Consider the following 12,873-nt stretch of genomic DNA (forward strand, 5'->3'; position numbering starts at 1 on the left):
GCTTCCCTCAAAGCATGACGGTGCGATGGATATGGGACGCGGCGAGCGCTAGGCAATGCACGGCCGTCTGCTAAAGTGTGTTCGGTCCGGGTTTCGCGGAAACGTCAGTTTCCCGTTGCCATGGGTGGCGTCAGTCCGCCGAAGGGTGCGGCAAGGTCTGGCGGCAATGCGGGCCCTTCATGCGCCAGGCGACGTTCGGCCTGGCGTGCGGCAGCTTGGAGATCGCAAACCGCCCCGCCGATCTTCTCCATCGCGGCAATGGCGACATCGGTGACGACATAGTCCGGCTTGTGGCCGAGGCCACGGATCCTCACCAACTCGGAGCCGGCGATGTCACGGGCCAGTCCTTGCGAATGAAGGTGCTCCCAAACGATGGCATCGCTGTCGCCGGTGATGATGACGGTCGGGGCGGTGATCTTAGAATATTGCGGGGAATGTGCCTTGAGATAGTCGAGCAGGCGTATGCAATCGATGGCGTTATTGTAAAAAGCTTGCGGGCGCAGCACGAGCGTGGGGCCTGTTCTGGCTATATAGTCTTCAGGGCGCGGATTAGGACGGAAGACATTCATCGTCGCCTGCTCCAACCGTCGCAAGCCGAGCGGCACGACAACGGCGTGATTGAAGAGCCAACCGAGGATGGGCATCACCGCGAGATGATAGTACCAGTCGATGCCGCCAGGCCAAGGATGCGTCGCCGGGGCGAGAAAGAGCAGCCCCTCGGTCATATCTGGATGCCGGACTCCGAAGGCGGCCGCAATGGCGCCGCCGAAGGAATGGCCGACGACAATCGCCCGCTTGATCCCGCGCTGTTCCATGAGTTTTGCGATCGCATCCGCCTGCCCGGAGGGCAGGGCATTCTCCGGGCCGCCGCGCTCCGAGTAGCCGTGCCCCGGCCGGTCGACGAACAGCATTTCCGCACGGCCTTCCAGGGGCTGCAGGAAGGCGCCGACCTGATCAAGCAGATTGCCGGCCGCGCCATGGATGAACACGAGCGGGGGCAGATCGGCGGTCTTGGGGCGAGGGACGTGAACGGCGTTCAGCCGGTAGCCGCCGATATCCGTGAGTTGGCCGATGTTCGGGTAGCTGGCCTCAAATTGCCGCCTCTTATAGGAGGAGTAGCCGATGGCGGCGACGACAGGGGCAAGAAAAGCGGAAGCTTCGGCAAGCATGGCAATATCTGCTGAAATCACGTAACCGATACGTAAGATTGGGCCGCGTGGTTCACCGTCAAGATCAGGTGCGGCTGCCGGCCAGCTTTTCGGAGAGTGTGTTCATCTGTTCCTGGGCGCTTCGATTGGCCGGATAGATCTCCAGGAAACGCTCCCAGGCCTTCAGGGCCAACTGGTCATTTCCCGTTTCGGTTAGAATGGCCGCCATGCCGGAGAGTGCGCCGAAGTGCCGTGGCTCGAGGTCGAGCACATGCTCGATGTCGGACATCGACTTGCGATAGCTGTCATTGGCGTAGTTGAGCGTGGCCCGGCGATTCCAGCTTTCGGCGTAGTCCGGCTTGAGGGCGATAGCCTGATCGAGAAAGTCGAGGGCGGCAGCGGTGCGCTTCTCCTGGATCGCTTTGTCGGCCCATTGCATCAGGAGGTTGACGGTAGCACTCCCCGAGTCGTTCCAGACGGTGCGGATTTCGTCGGCGATACTGCTTGCCTTGTCCGGATCGCGTTCGCGCTTCAGCTGCGCATGGAGCTGATCCAGATGCTGCTTGGGTGTAAGGTTTGCGTCCGGCTGCTCGACGATGACTTCCTTTTCCGCGGCGGCGGCGGGAAAAACGGTAGCGAGCAGGGCAAGGGACAGCGGCAGCGCCGCGCAAGTCATAGCAAAAAAGCGCATGGCGCGCATACTAGCCCGCCATCGCCGAAGATCAAAGCAATTTGATTTGATTGCCGCGGCAATCCCTGGGCAGTCATGGGCAAATGCCACGAAGCCGTCCAGGCGCGCTATATCAGCCCTGGCGAGCCTTGAAGCGCGGGTTCAGCTTGTTGATGATGTAGATGCGGCCCTTGCGGCGAACCAGGCGGTTGTCACGATGACGAGCCTTGAGCGACTTGAGCGAATTCTTGATCTTCATTGTTTTGATCCGCGATGTTTGAGGGGGAATTCACATTCGCCCGTATCTATTACATTCAAAAGCGCGCTCGGGGCGCGCTCTTCAGGTTGGGCGTGCAGATAACCCGGCGACTTGCCTGTGTCAACCACATGACGGTGTTTTTCCCATGGCCGAAGCGGCTTTTGTCAGGGAAAAGCCGGCAATTTTGCGGTCAATGTGGTGACGTGCCCCATCTTGCGGCCGGGACGCGATTCCGTCTTGCCGTAGAGGTGAACCAGCGTGTCCGTCCGCCGCAGCCAGTCCGGGAGCGCCAGAATATCGTCGCCGATCAGGTTCTGCATCACGCAGTCCGAGTGGCGGTCGGTATTGCCGAGGGGCAGGCCTGCAACCGCGCGGATATGCTGCTCGAATTGCGAGATGACGCAGGCGGCTTCCGTCCAGTGACCGGAGTTGTGGACACGGGGCGCCATTTCATTGGCGATCGGGCTGCCGTCGGCGAGTACGAAGAATTCGATGCCGATGACACCGACATAGCCGAGCGCCGCCAGAATCTTCTCAGCGGCTTCGCGAGCGGAAGCTGCAGTTTCCGCCGAGATGGACGCGGGCACCGTCGAGGAATGCAGGATGCCATCGCGGTGAACATTTTCGGCAGGGTCGTAGCAGACAACGGTGCCGTCGGTTGCGCGCGCCGCGATGATCGAGATCTCGCGTTCGAAGTGGACGAAGCTCTCGAGAATGAGCGGTACGCCGCCGAGCGCTGCAAAGGCGCCGTCCGGCGTATCGGCTGCGGAGCGAAACACTTTCTGTCCCTTGCCGTCATAGCCAAGGCGGCGGGTCTTGAGGACGCCCTGGCCGCCGAAGTCCGCCAGAGCAGCCTCGAGATTGGCCTGACTGTCGACGGCGTGAAATCTTGCGGTGAGGATGCCGCAATCATTGATGAAGCGCTTCTCGACGAGTCGGTCCTGCGCGGCTTCCAATGCTTTCGGGGGCGGGTAGACTGGGACATTGTTCGCCAGCGTCTCGGCAGCCGAAACGGGGACGTTCTCGAACTCGTATGTGACGACGTCGCAAGCCTTTGCCAGTTCTGCGAGCGCTGCAGCGTCGTCATAGGCCGCTGTGATCTGTTCGTTGGCAACCTGTGCGGCCGGACAGCCGGCCTGCGGTTCCAGGACGACGGTGCGGAAGTTCAGTCGTGCTGCGGCCATGGCAAGCATGCGACCGAGCTGACCGCCGCCGATGATGCCAATCGTTCTTACGGTCATAGGTCGTCCATCGGATATTCGGCAACGGCCGCGCTCTGGCGCTCGCGCCAGTCGTCGAGCCGCTCGGCAATGTCCTCGTCCGACAATGCCAGAACTGCAGCGGCCAGAAGGGCGGCGTTGATTGCGCCGGCCTTGCCGATGGCAAGTGTCCCGACCGGGATGCCGCCCGGCATCTGAACGATGGAAAGAAGACTGTCCTGACCGGACAGCGCCTTGGATTGAACCGGGACGCCGAAAACGGGAAGCGGTGTCATGGCCGCGGCCATGCCGGGCAGGTGGGCCGCGCCGCCGGCGCCTGCAATGATCACCTTGAAACCTTCGTCGCGGGCGGTCTTGGCGAAGTTCACCAGGCGATCCGGCGTGCGATGGGCTGATATGATGCGCGCGTCATAGGGAATTTCGAGCGCCTCCAGCGTATCGGCGGCGTTTTTCATGGTCTCCCAATCGGACTGGCTTCCCATGATGATGGCAACGGGTGGTCTGTCTGTCATCGTCACGGCATTCCCTTCAGGCGATGATGTCAGGGATGATCTGGTCCTCAAGCTTCGTCAGCTTGTCCTTGATGACCAGTTTCTTCTTCTTCATGCGCTGGATGCGCAATGCGTCGCATCCGGTGGCAATCATGGCGTTGATGGCCGCATCGTAGTCCTCGTGCTCCTGGCGCAGTCTTGCGACCATGAGCCTGATTTCCGCCTGTTCCTGATCGGCCATATGCATTCCCCATAACCGTCTTCGGACATCGTCCGTTCTGCCGATGATTTCCGCAAGCTCCTATCACCAAATCGAGGTAACGGCTAGCGGCTGTTCGTCATGATTTTGCCACGTGTTCTCCTTGTTTTCACCTTCGACAAGGCTTCAAAAATATGTCACAGTCGAAAGGTTGACGCCTTGGATCTCCGGCGGTGTTGGCCGGGGAGAGGTAAGAGGAAGGAAGGGTCAAATGACTGTTCAAGCTCATCTTGAGTCACTCCAGAAAAAGCATGTTGCTCTCGAGGAGGAGTTGCATTCGCTTATGATATCCCCCTCCCGAAACGATAATGAAGTAGCTGAGTGCAAACGCAGAAAATTGCGGATCAAGGACGAGATTGAGCGCCTTAAATCATCCTTCCATTGAGTAGGATGCAATAAATCATCGAGCGCGGCCCTAGGCGAGGAGGGCGAAACTCCAATTTCATCAAAAGCTTAGAGTAGTTCGTGTTCGACAGGCGATTATGACGCCGGTTCCGACGGAAAGTCGCGAGCCGGCGTCTTTCATTTGAGCGGTCGGGCTAAGCCCAGAACTGGTCGAGCCAGAGATTGAGCCTGTCGAAGCCGCGATTGTTGACCGCGTAGATGCGTCGCGTGCCCTCTGCGGTGACCGAAACCAGATTGCAATCCAGCAGCGCCTTGAGGTGCTGGGAGACGGCTGGGCGGCTGATGGGGAGCCCTTCGGCCAGCTCGTTCACGGTCTTTGGCGCACGTCGAAGTTCTTCCAGCAGGAAGCGCCGGTGGGGATCGGCTATCGCAGTGAAGGGATCCGTGTTCGACATGGCGAAAAGCTACGTCAATCGGCGCAATCGGGCAAGGAAATTGTGCGGCGCAACGAAACCCAAAATTGTCAGAATCCCAAGCCTTCCTTGGCTATCAGCACGGCGGCAATCAGGGCCATGGCATACATGAAAGGATAGAAGATGGCGGGCCTCATGCGACGTACGCACCAGGCACCGGCGATCGTCGCAAGCGGTGCAAACGGCAGAAGCGTGGCCGAGGTGGCAAGGTTCTGTGTGTCGAGCTGGCCGAGCGCGAAGTAGGGGACGAGCTTGACGGCGTTGAGGATTGCGAAGAAGCGGACGCTGGTGCCGGTATATTCGCGCGGTTGCATCTGCAGCGGCAGGGCGTAGATTTGGAAGGGTGCCCCGCCTGCGTGCGCGACGAAACTGCCATAGCCGGACAGGCTTCCCCAGATTGTCGCAAGCAGCGGCCGTTGCTCGTGGGGCGGCGTGTGCTTTCCGGCACCGGGGCCGTAGTTGTTCCAGAAATAGCGAAGGCAAAAGAGGACGGTGACGACGCCGATGACGACGCGAAGCACGTTGCCGGGAACGAGCGCCGACGTCGCCCAGCCGAGCGCGATGCCGAACAATGCTCCCGGCAGCATTATCTTCAGGGTTGTCCAGTCGCCGTGCTTGCGCCAGATCATCAGCGAGATCATGTCCATGAAGATGAGGATCGGCAGCAGGATCGCTGCCGCCTGGACGGGCGAGACGACGAGAGCGAGAAAGGGCAGCCCGATCAGCGACAGTGCGTCGCCCATTCCGCCTTTCGCAAGTCCGACCAAGATGACAGCGGGAACGGCGGCGTAGTAAAATGACAGTTCCATCGGCATGCTTTTGAAAATCCTCCCCTTGCCAGCCCCGTCTAACGGAACTACTCACACAAGACGAGTGCAAAAGGGCCGCGAAACGGCCTGTTCCGCTGTAAATGGAAAGAGTTGATGACCGAACCGGAAAACCGCTGCCGCCTAGTTCTGATCGTCCCCGATATCGCTGGTGCCGATGAGCAGGCAAAGATTGTCGGGGATGCGTTAAAGGGCGGTGACGTCGCCTCGGTGATTGTGCCGCAATACGGTCTCAACGATGGCGAATTCCAAAAGCACGCCGAGAAGCTGGTTCCAATTATTCAGGATGCGGGCGCAGCCGCCCTGCTTGCAGGCGACAGCCGCGTCGTCGGGCGGACCAAAGCGGATGGCCTGCATCTGACCGGACCGGCCAGCGAAATCTCCGAGGCGATCGACAAGTATGCCGACAAGCTGATCGTCGGCGGCGGCAATGCCGCCGACCGGCACCATGCGCTGGAGATCGGCGAGGAGCGGCCGGACTATATCTTCTTCGGCAAGCTCGACGGCGACATCAAGCCGGAGGCGCACCCCAAGAACCTGGCACTCGGTGAGTGGTGGGCCTCGATGATTGAGATTCCCTGCATTGTGATGGGCGGCACGGATCCGGCTTCCGCATTGGCGGTGGCAGAGACCGGTGCGGAGTTCGTGGCGCTGCGGCTTGCGGTTTTCGAGGACGCTGGTCGTGCGCCCTCCGTCGTCGCCGAGGTCAATGCGCTCTTGGACGAAAAAGCGCCACGGTTTGAGGATTGATATCGCGCTCATGCCGATCCTGTCCCGCTATTTGCGCCTTTCCGCTGCCTTGGCCGCCGTCATTCTGGCGGGGCTGACGCATGGCGTTTCGGCCCAGACGGTTGACAACATCGTGACCCGGCCGCTCGCGACCGCTCCCGAGTCGCTGAAAACTGGGCGGCCGCAGACAGACGGCACCGGACCGTCGACGGGCGTCGGGGTTTTCGACCGCATGGGTGCGAAGCTGCCCGACCTACCCCCGGAAAAAGACTACAAGGGGCCGGTCGACGACGCCTACGGCGCCTATCAGCGTGGCTACTATCTGACCGCGATGGAAAGGGCTCTGCCGCGGGCGCAGCTCGGTGATCCGGCCGCGCAGACGCTTATGGGTGAACTTCTGGCGGATGGGCTGGGCGTCAAGCGCGACATGAAGAACGCGGCCTTCTGGTACAGCAAGGGCGCGGAGGGCGGCGACGCCGCTGCGATGTTCAAATATTCGCTGATGCTGATCGAGGGCCGGTTCGTCAAGCGCGACAAGGCTAAGGCCGACGAATATATGCACAAGGCGGCTGACGCCGGAAATGCCTCGGCGCAGTTCAATTGGGGCCAGATCCTGACAGCTGACAATCCGGGCGACAAGGGATTGAAGCTCGCCTTGCCTTACTATGAGAAGGCTGCCGAACAGGGCATCGCGGACGCGCAATATGCAGTGGCGGAGATTTACTCCTCGCTGCCTGATCTGCCGGAGGAAAAGAAGCAGCTGGCGCGCGAATGGATGGCGCGCGCAGCGCATGCCGGCTACGACACGGCCCAGGTCGATCTTGGTACCTGGTTGATCAACGGTCAGAATGGACCGCGCGATTTCGTCAAGGGTTTCCAGTGGTTGCGGCTTGCCGCCAATCGCGGAAACGTGGTTGCGCAAAACAAGCTGGCGCATCTCTACATCAATGCACTTGGAACCAAGCCAGATCCTGTCGAAGCCGCAAAATGGTATGTCCTGTCGCGTCGGGCGGGCCTGCCTGACCCGGCCCTCGAAGACTTCTACCTCGGCATCGAGGAAGATCAGCAGAAGGCGGCGATCGAGGCCGCCAACAAGTTCCGCCGGATCCAGTGATTTAAAAGAGCGCGTCGGCGAAGCGGTCTTCGTCGTCCTCGACTTTCGTCTCGACAACCGTCGCAGCCGTTTCTTCCATGGCGGGAATGATGTCGCCGTGGACGTTGCGCTCCTGCACCATCGTATAGAGCTTGAAGATCTTCCGATCGAGCGGTGCCACCACGTCGGCAATGTCCGAAATGTCAGCGATTTCGGCGCCGGCGGCATCCTCAAGCACCTCGGCGCAGCGCGCCAGCACATCGCCGAGATCACGCTCGAAATCCAGCTTGCCGATCAACAAGCTGATCTTGTTCGCCACTTCGCGGCCGTGCTCGGAGAGAACCTTGAGCTCGTCTTCCATCGTGTCGGCGGCAGCACGGATGTTGCCAACGGCTGATGTCAGGTTGTCGCCGAGACCGACGGCGTTGTCTGTACCGGCGGGCGCAATCCGGCCGGCTGCCGCTTCCAGTGTCGGCAGTCCGTTGACGATCCCATCGGCGGATTCGTCGAGTTTGGCCGCAAAGATGCGCAGCTCCGCCGTGACAACATTGATTGATTTTCCTTCTTCGCCCAAACGGCTGCAGCGCAGGTTTGTATTCAACGCCATGTAGTGGATGTCGGTCTTGACCACACGGATGTTGCCGATGGATTCCAGGAGTTTGGCGGCGGTGCCGAGCGTCGATTGGCTTACCTGATCGGCCTGCTGGGCCGCTTGGTCCACCTGCTTGACGATCTCGTGCGCGGCGCAGACGCTCGACTCTAGCGCGCGCATGAAATTCCCGTGACCGCCGCCGCTCATCTGATCGCGCAGGCGCAGGATCTCCTGAGTATCCTGACCAAAGCTCGCGATCGTCTTGACGACATTCTGTGAGTCGCGATGAAAATCCTTGCACATATCGTTCATCTGCGCGGCCGTCAGATGATGAACGACATTCTCCAGGCGCCGGCGTGCATCCGCACCAAGCTTGCGTCCGTCTTCTCCATCGAGGAACTCGTCGAGGAGTGCAAAAGTGCCCTGGACATGTTCGATCCGTTGGCGGGTGATGTCTCCAACCTGCAGCGCAGACAGCGTGGAGGCCACCTTGCTCTGAATACCACGGGCAATTGCCGAGACATCGTGGGCGATAGCCGCGAGGTTTTTTCGGTGTTCGGCAATCTTCCGGGCGTCGTCCTGCAACGCTCGTGCAACGTCGGGCACTGTCTCGGAATAGCTGCGCGCGGTCGCTGCGCCAAAGCTCAGCGCGACTTTGACTTCCTTCTCGAGCCTGTCGAGATGGGCGGCAAAACCGTTGACTTCAGCCGTTCCGGAGTAGATGCGCTCGAGGATTTCCTGTGCGAAGCCGGCGAATTCGGGAAGACCGGCGCCGGTGATCTTGGCAGTCACTGCAAAGGTGCGCAGATAGCGCATCGTCTCCTGCATATCAGCGACATGTTTGCGCAACGAATTGCCCGTGTCGGCAAGCGAGGAGAGGGCATTCTGGCGCGCCTTTTCGGCGATCTGCAGACCGGTCAGGCTCTTGACCGTCGAGCGCAGATCCGCACCCGTATCGCTCGACTCGTTGGCGTCCAGCGCCTTTGTGACATTGTCGAGTGAGCTCAACAAACGGTTGAGACCATCCATGACCGAAAGCAACGCCGTGCCGCCTTCGAGGAAACGTTCCTCGACCTGGCTGCGGGCCGCTTCGAGCGTCTCGCTGATGCCCGATCCTGAAGCCTGAAATGCCAGAAGTGCCGATGTCGCCCCGTTCGTCACGTTATTTCCTTTACTTATAACACTGGCAAATTTTGACTCCATTTTTAGGGGCCGGAGGGAAACAGCGGGTAAACGTCCCGGACTCGTCAATGTTGTGCTTAACAGCGTGTAAAAAAAATGACGCCACGACCGAAGCGATAATAAAGACTTTCATATTTTTTATGTAAAACAAATAGTTACACAAAACGAGTGAGCCTCATTATAATTTATACCAGGTAATAATTCAGGGAGTCTGGACACGCCTTAATTGCATGTTCCGACAACCAAACTTTACCCGCTGTTAAGCCTGCCATGAGATTCCTTTTGGGGCTTGGAAGTATTTCTCCATCCCAGGAGGCTGAGTTGAGTACATTTAGCCAATATAACGAGACAGTATCATTTAATGATGCTTTGCTTGTTAGGAATATATCTGAGATATTCTCAAAAATTACTACAAGTATCGATAGTAATAATTCACTTGTCATCGACATTTCCGAACATGCCGAAGCGGATCTGAGTTTCATCCAGCTCATCGAGTCCGCTCGTCGGCAGGCAAAGGCGCAGAACAAGTCGATCACACTTTCCTCGCCCGCCAAGGGGCACGTTCTGAAGGTGCTCGAGCGCGCAGGGTTCCTCGACGCTTTCAACCCTGACGACGCTAAATTCTGGTTGCATAAAGAGGTGACGCCATGAGCGCAAACATTCTGACTGTAGACGATTCCGCAAGCATCCGCCTCACCACGAAGGTCACGCTGACCAACGCCGGCTACTCGGTGACCGAGGCCGTCAATGGAGCCGAAGGGCTGGCGACCGCGAAGTCGACGCATTTCGATCTGATCGTCACGGACCTGAATATGCCCGTCATGGACGGCCTGACCATGATCGAGGAGCTTCGCAAGCTTCCGACCCATACGGGCGTGCCGATCATCTTCCTCACGACAGAGTCCGATACTGATCTGAAGGCACGTGCCAAGGCGGCCGGCGCGACGGGCTGGCTGACCAAGCCCTTCGATCCGGAGAACCTGGTGAAGATCATCAGAAAGGTGCTCGGCAAATGAGTACGCTCGACCCAGTCGCGGTCTTTCGGACGGAGGCGGCCGAATGCCTTGAGACGATCGAGGCCGGTCTCCTGGACCTGACGCATCAGCTTGACGACAAGGATCTGGTGGACGCGGTCTTCCGCGGCCTGCACACCCTCAAGGGCTCAGGCGCGATGTTCGGCTTCGAGGCGCTGGCTGCCTTTACCCACCATTGCGAAACGGCCTTCGATAGGGTTCGAAAAGGCGAAGTGCCGGCGACGGCCGAACTGGTCGCGGCGGTTTTGGCCGCACAAGATCACATGCGAGCGCTCGTCGATCAGCCCGATGCTGATCACGGCGATACGGGCCAGAAGCTGCTTGCCCAGCTGCACACAGCGGTCGGCGGCCAAGGCAGTGCGACGACGAGCGCAACGGCTGCAGCCATCGCCCTTGCATCGGCGCCAGCGAGCCCGGCAAAGAAGACAACCACATGGCGCATCCGCTTCAGCCTTCCATCGAATGCGATGGCAAACGGCACCAACCCTCTTGGCCTTCTCGATGAGCTGCGCGATCTCGGTGAGTGCACGATACGCGCCAACATTGCTGCCATTCCGCCGCTCGGCGAGTTGGTGCCAACCGAGCTTTACGTCTCCTGGGACGTGGTGCTGACGAGCAAGCAGGATCGCTCTGCCATCGACGACGTGTTCATCTTCGTGATGGACGACATGGAACTGGACGTTGAGGAAATCGACGGTCCCGTTGAAGCCCAGATTGCCAGCGAGCCGCCCGCCGTCTCTGTCGTTGCCTTGCCGGTCGAGCCAGTTGCGGTTCCGCCCATGGTCACGCCGGACTTCAAGCCCGTCGAAGCCGTTCCCGCGAAGCGAGATGCGGGAACGGCTTCCGATCATCGCCAGGCGAAGGCTGCGGAAAACGTTCGCGTTCCGGCCGAACGTCTCGACGAACTGATGGACCGTGTCGGCGAGCTTGTCATTGCGCAGTCGCGCCTCAGTCAGCTTGCCAGTGCCAGCGCGGATATTGAGCTGCGCTCCGTTTCCGAAGAGATCGAGCGCCTCTCCGGCGAGCTGCGTGACACAATGATGGTGCTGCGCATGGTGCCGGTCGCCACTCTGTTTTCGCGCTTTCGTCGCCTCGTTCACGATCTGGCGCGGGAGACCGGTAAGGTCATCGAACTGGTGACGGAAGGCGAAAGCACGGAGGTCGACAAGACAGTCATTGAACGGTTGGCCGATCCGCTGGTGCATCTGGTGCGCAACTCTATCGATCACGGGCTGGAAACGCCGCAGGACCGTCTCGCCGCCGGCAAGGCCGAAGCCGGAACCGTCACCTTGTCAGCCCGCCAGGCGGGCGGCGAGGTGATCATCTCAATCAAGGACGATGGCCGTGGTATCAATCGCGAGCGCGTCCGCGCCAGAGCGGAGGCCTCCGGTCTGATCGCGCCCGGCCAGCCGCTTTCGGACTCCGAGCTGCTGCAGCTGATCTTCGCACCCGGCTTCTCTACCGCCGCGCAGATCACCAATCTTTCAGGCCGCGGGGTCGGCATGGATGTGGTGAAGAAAACCGTCGAAGCGCTTCGCGGCGCGATCGATGTCGAAAGTATGCCGGGGCAGGGATCCGAGGTTTCGCTTCGTATTCCGCTGACGCTCGCCATCATCGATGGCTTGCTCGTGCGCGTCGGCTCGGGCCGCTACGTGATCCCGCTCTCGGCGGTCGAGGAATGCCTCGAACTCTCGCTCGAAGACGACCTGCGTTCGCGCGGACGCAGCTTTATCTCGCTGCGCGATAGCCTGGTTCCATTCCTCCGGCTGCGCGATCTCTTCCGCACCGGTACCAAGCCGGATGTGCATCAGAAGGTCGTTGTGATCTCGACCGGCACGGAGCGCGTCGGCCTCGTCGTTGATCAGATCATCGGCGACCACCAGACGGTGATCAAGTCGATGTCCAAGCTCCACAACGACGTGCAGACCTTCTCGGGGGCGACGATCCTCGGTGACGGCAGCGTCGCTCTAATTCTCGACGTCGGCCATCTCGTGGCCGCCGGTCAGCAGCAGGAAGCGCAAAAGAGGGCGGCGGGATGAACGCGGCAGCAGAAAAGTTCGATAGCCATTGGGACTATGCCGACGAAGTCGAGGTTCTCACCTTTGACATGAATGGCGAGACATTCGCGCTGGAGGCGGTGATCGTGCAGGAGATTCTTGATCTCCTGCCCGAAACCGGGGTGCCAGGCGCTCAGCCCTTCGTTGCCAGCGTCATCAACTTCCGCGGCAAGGTCATTCCGCTTGCCGACCTGCGCCTTGCCTTCGGTATGGAGGCGACGGAAGCGACGATCGACAGCCGGATCATCGTGATTGAAATCGACCTGCAGGGAGAGGCGACGCTCGTCGGCCTGCGAACCGACAAGGTCAACGAGGTCACGACGCTGAACAAGGCGGCCAGCGAGCCCCCGCCAAGCGTCGGTATGCGCTGGCGCGCCGACTACATCAACTGCCTCGTCAAGCGTGGGGGCGAGTTCATCATCCTCCCCAATCTGCGGGCGATCTTCTCATCGCGACACGACACATCAGGAGCGGCCAACTAGGCACGGTCATCT

The 12,873-nt window shown here is 60.1% G+C and carries 16 protein-coding genes; 7 read left to right on the top strand and 9 right to left on the bottom strand.

Annotated features, from left to right (window positions below; genetic code table 11):
* Positions 1-104 precede the first annotated feature (104 nt).
* From FHX09_RS05045 to FHX09_RS05070, 6 genes are all read right to left on the bottom strand, one after another.
* Positions 105-1,169 carry an alpha/beta hydrolase gene (locus tag FHX09_RS05045; protein WP_184449367.1) on the bottom strand — a complete coding sequence of 355 codons (1,065 nt, stop codon included), beginning with the start codon at positions 1,167-1,169 and terminating at the stop codon, positions 105-107.
* Positions 1,170-1,233: 64 nt separating this feature from the next.
* A complete protein-coding gene (locus tag FHX09_RS05050; RefSeq protein WP_184449368.1) occupies positions 1,234-1,848 on the bottom strand; it encodes a hypothetical protein in 615 nt (204 codons plus the stop codon).
* A gap of 103 nt (positions 1,849-1,951) precedes the next feature.
* Positions 1,952-2,077, bottom strand: a complete 126-nt coding sequence (ykgO, locus tag FHX09_RS05055; RefSeq protein WP_003566454.1) for a type B 50S ribosomal protein L36 — start codon at positions 2,075-2,077, stop codon at positions 1,952-1,954.
* Positions 2,078-2,241: 164 nt separating this feature from the next.
* The gene (locus tag FHX09_RS05060) at positions 2,242-3,318 is read right to left on the bottom strand and encodes a 5-(carboxyamino)imidazole ribonucleotide synthase (RefSeq protein WP_132589198.1); all 1,077 of its coding nucleotides are present in this window, start codon (positions 3,316-3,318) and stop codon (positions 2,242-2,244) included.
* Positions 3,315-3,809 (bottom strand): 5-(carboxyamino)imidazole ribonucleotide mutase, encoded by a 495-nt coding sequence (purE, locus tag FHX09_RS05065; protein ID WP_007802503.1) that lies wholly within the window; start codon positions 3,807-3,809, stop codon positions 3,315-3,317. The genes FHX09_RS05060 and purE overlap by 4 nt, the downstream gene beginning before the upstream one ends.
* 16 nt (positions 3,810-3,825) lie before the next feature.
* Positions 3,826-4,029 (bottom strand): DUF465 domain-containing protein, encoded by a 204-nt coding sequence (locus FHX09_RS05070; protein WP_007527435.1) that lies wholly within the window; start codon positions 4,027-4,029, stop codon positions 3,826-3,828.
* A 229-nt stretch (positions 4,030-4,258) separates the two neighbouring features.
* Here FHX09_RS05070 and FHX09_RS05075 point away from each other — a divergent pair, with 229 nt between their 5' ends.
* Positions 4,259-4,432 carry a DUF465 domain-containing protein gene (locus FHX09_RS05075; protein WP_007802505.1) on the top strand — a complete coding sequence of 58 codons (174 nt, stop codon included), beginning with the start codon at positions 4,259-4,261 and terminating at the stop codon, positions 4,430-4,432.
* A gap of 154 nt (positions 4,433-4,586) precedes the next feature.
* Here the strand turns inward: FHX09_RS05075 and FHX09_RS05080 are convergent, their stop codons facing one another.
* Positions 4,587-4,847 carry a metalloregulator ArsR/SmtB family transcription factor gene (locus FHX09_RS05080; RefSeq protein ID WP_007802507.1) on the bottom strand — a complete coding sequence of 87 codons (261 nt, stop codon included), beginning with the start codon at positions 4,845-4,847 and terminating at the stop codon, positions 4,587-4,589.
* A 68-nt stretch (positions 4,848-4,915) separates the two neighbouring features.
* Positions 4,916-5,680, bottom strand: coding sequence for a sulfite exporter TauE/SafE family protein (locus FHX09_RS05085; RefSeq protein WP_184449370.1), 765 nt, complete (start codon positions 5,678-5,680; stop codon positions 4,916-4,918).
* Positions 5,681-5,788: 108 nt separating this feature from the next.
* On the opposite strand from FHX09_RS05085, the gene FHX09_RS05090 reads away from it, so the two are divergent.
* Together FHX09_RS05090 and FHX09_RS05095 are read left to right on the top strand one after the other, a co-directional pair.
* Complete coding sequence (locus FHX09_RS05090) at positions 5,789-6,442, top strand: thiamine phosphate synthase (protein WP_007802511.1); 654 nt, start codon at positions 5,789-5,791, stop codon at positions 6,440-6,442.
* 10 nt (positions 6,443-6,452) lie between these two features.
* Complete coding sequence (locus tag FHX09_RS05095; RefSeq protein ID WP_132589201.1) at positions 6,453-7,535, top strand: tetratricopeptide repeat protein; 1,083 nt, start codon at positions 6,453-6,455, stop codon at positions 7,533-7,535.
* Position 7,536: 1 nt separating this feature from the next.
* On the opposite strand, the gene FHX09_RS05100 is transcribed toward FHX09_RS05095, so the two are convergent.
* Positions 7,537-9,267, bottom strand: a complete 1,731-nt coding sequence (locus FHX09_RS05100) for a chemotaxis protein (protein WP_184449372.1) — start codon at positions 9,265-9,267, stop codon at positions 7,537-7,539.
* 342 nt (positions 9,268-9,609) lie between these two features.
* Here FHX09_RS05100 and FHX09_RS05105 point away from each other — a divergent pair, with 342 nt between their 5' ends.
* Genes FHX09_RS05105 through FHX09_RS05120 form a run of 4 tightly spaced genes read left to right on the top strand, consistent with a single transcriptional unit; the run spans position 9,610 to position 12,861 of the window.
* Positions 9,610-9,939, top strand: coding sequence for an STAS domain-containing protein (locus tag FHX09_RS05105; RefSeq protein ID WP_132589203.1), 330 nt, complete (start codon positions 9,610-9,612; stop codon positions 9,937-9,939).
* On the top strand, positions 9,936-10,304 hold the full coding sequence (locus FHX09_RS05110; protein ID WP_132589204.1) for a response regulator: 369 nt from the start codon (positions 9,936-9,938) through the stop codon (positions 10,302-10,304). Before FHX09_RS05105 ends, FHX09_RS05110 begins: the two co-directional genes overlap by 4 nt.
* A complete protein-coding gene (locus FHX09_RS05115) occupies positions 10,301-12,361 on the top strand; it encodes a chemotaxis protein CheA (protein ID WP_132589205.1) in 2,061 nt (686 codons plus the stop codon). Before FHX09_RS05110 ends, FHX09_RS05115 begins: the two co-directional genes overlap by 4 nt.
* Positions 12,358-12,861: a chemotaxis protein CheW gene (locus FHX09_RS05120; protein WP_132589206.1), complete on the top strand. Its 504-nt coding sequence runs from the start codon at positions 12,358-12,360 to the stop codon at positions 12,859-12,861. The genes FHX09_RS05115 and FHX09_RS05120 overlap by 4 nt, the downstream gene beginning before the upstream one ends.
* The last annotated feature ends 12 nt before the right edge of the window (positions 12,862-12,873 follow it).

It is taken from the genome of Rhizobium sp. BK538, assembly GCF_014197575.1.
In the GTDB taxonomy this organism is placed as follows: domain Bacteria; phylum Pseudomonadota; class Alphaproteobacteria; order Rhizobiales; family Rhizobiaceae; genus Rhizobium.

Bases quoted from the DNA above. Each gene is read 5' to 3' on its own strand.
- FHX09_RS05070 (WP_007527435.1), bottom strand. From the start codon at position 4,029: ATGGCCGATCAGGAACAGGCGGAAATCAGGCTCATGGTCGCAAGACTG.
- FHX09_RS05115 (WP_132589205.1), top strand. From the start codon at position 10,301: ATGAGTACGCTCGACCCAGTCGCGGTCTTTCGGACGGAGGCGGCCGAA.
- FHX09_RS05090 (WP_007802511.1), top strand. From the start codon at position 5,789: ATGACCGAACCGGAAAACCGCTGCCGCCTAGTTCTGATCGTCCCCGAT.
- FHX09_RS05045 (WP_184449367.1), bottom strand. From the start codon at position 1,169: ATGCTTGCCGAAGCTTCCGCTTTTCTTGCCCCTGTCGTCGCCGCCATC.
- FHX09_RS05060 (WP_132589198.1), bottom strand. From the start codon at position 3,318: ATGACCGTAAGAACGATTGGCATCATCGGCGGCGGTCAGCTCGGTCGC.
- FHX09_RS05120 (WP_132589206.1), top strand. From the start codon at position 12,358: ATGAACGCGGCAGCAGAAAAGTTCGATAGCCATTGGGACTATGCCGAC.
- purE (WP_007802503.1), bottom strand. From the start codon at position 3,809: ATGACAGACAGACCACCCGTTGCCATCATCATGGGAAGCCAGTCCGAT.
- FHX09_RS05110 (WP_132589204.1), top strand. From the start codon at position 9,936: ATGAGCGCAAACATTCTGACTGTAGACGATTCCGCAAGCATCCGCCTC.
- FHX09_RS05050 (WP_184449368.1), bottom strand. From the start codon at position 1,848: ATGCGCGCCATGCGCTTTTTTGCTATGACTTGCGCGGCGCTGCCGCTG.
- FHX09_RS05075 (WP_007802505.1), top strand. From the start codon at position 4,259: ATGACTGTTCAAGCTCATCTTGAGTCACTCCAGAAAAAGCATGTTGCT.
- FHX09_RS05080 (WP_007802507.1), bottom strand. From the start codon at position 4,847: ATGTCGAACACGGATCCCTTCACTGCGATAGCCGATCCCCACCGGCGC.
- FHX09_RS05095 (WP_132589201.1), top strand. From the start codon at position 6,453: ATGCCGATCCTGTCCCGCTATTTGCGCCTTTCCGCTGCCTTGGCCGCC.
- FHX09_RS05085 (WP_184449370.1), bottom strand. From the start codon at position 5,680: ATGCCGATGGAACTGTCATTTTACTACGCCGCCGTTCCCGCTGTCATC.
- ykgO (WP_003566454.1), bottom strand. From the start codon at position 2,077: ATGAAGATCAAGAATTCGCTCAAGTCGCTCAAGGCTCGTCATCGTGAC.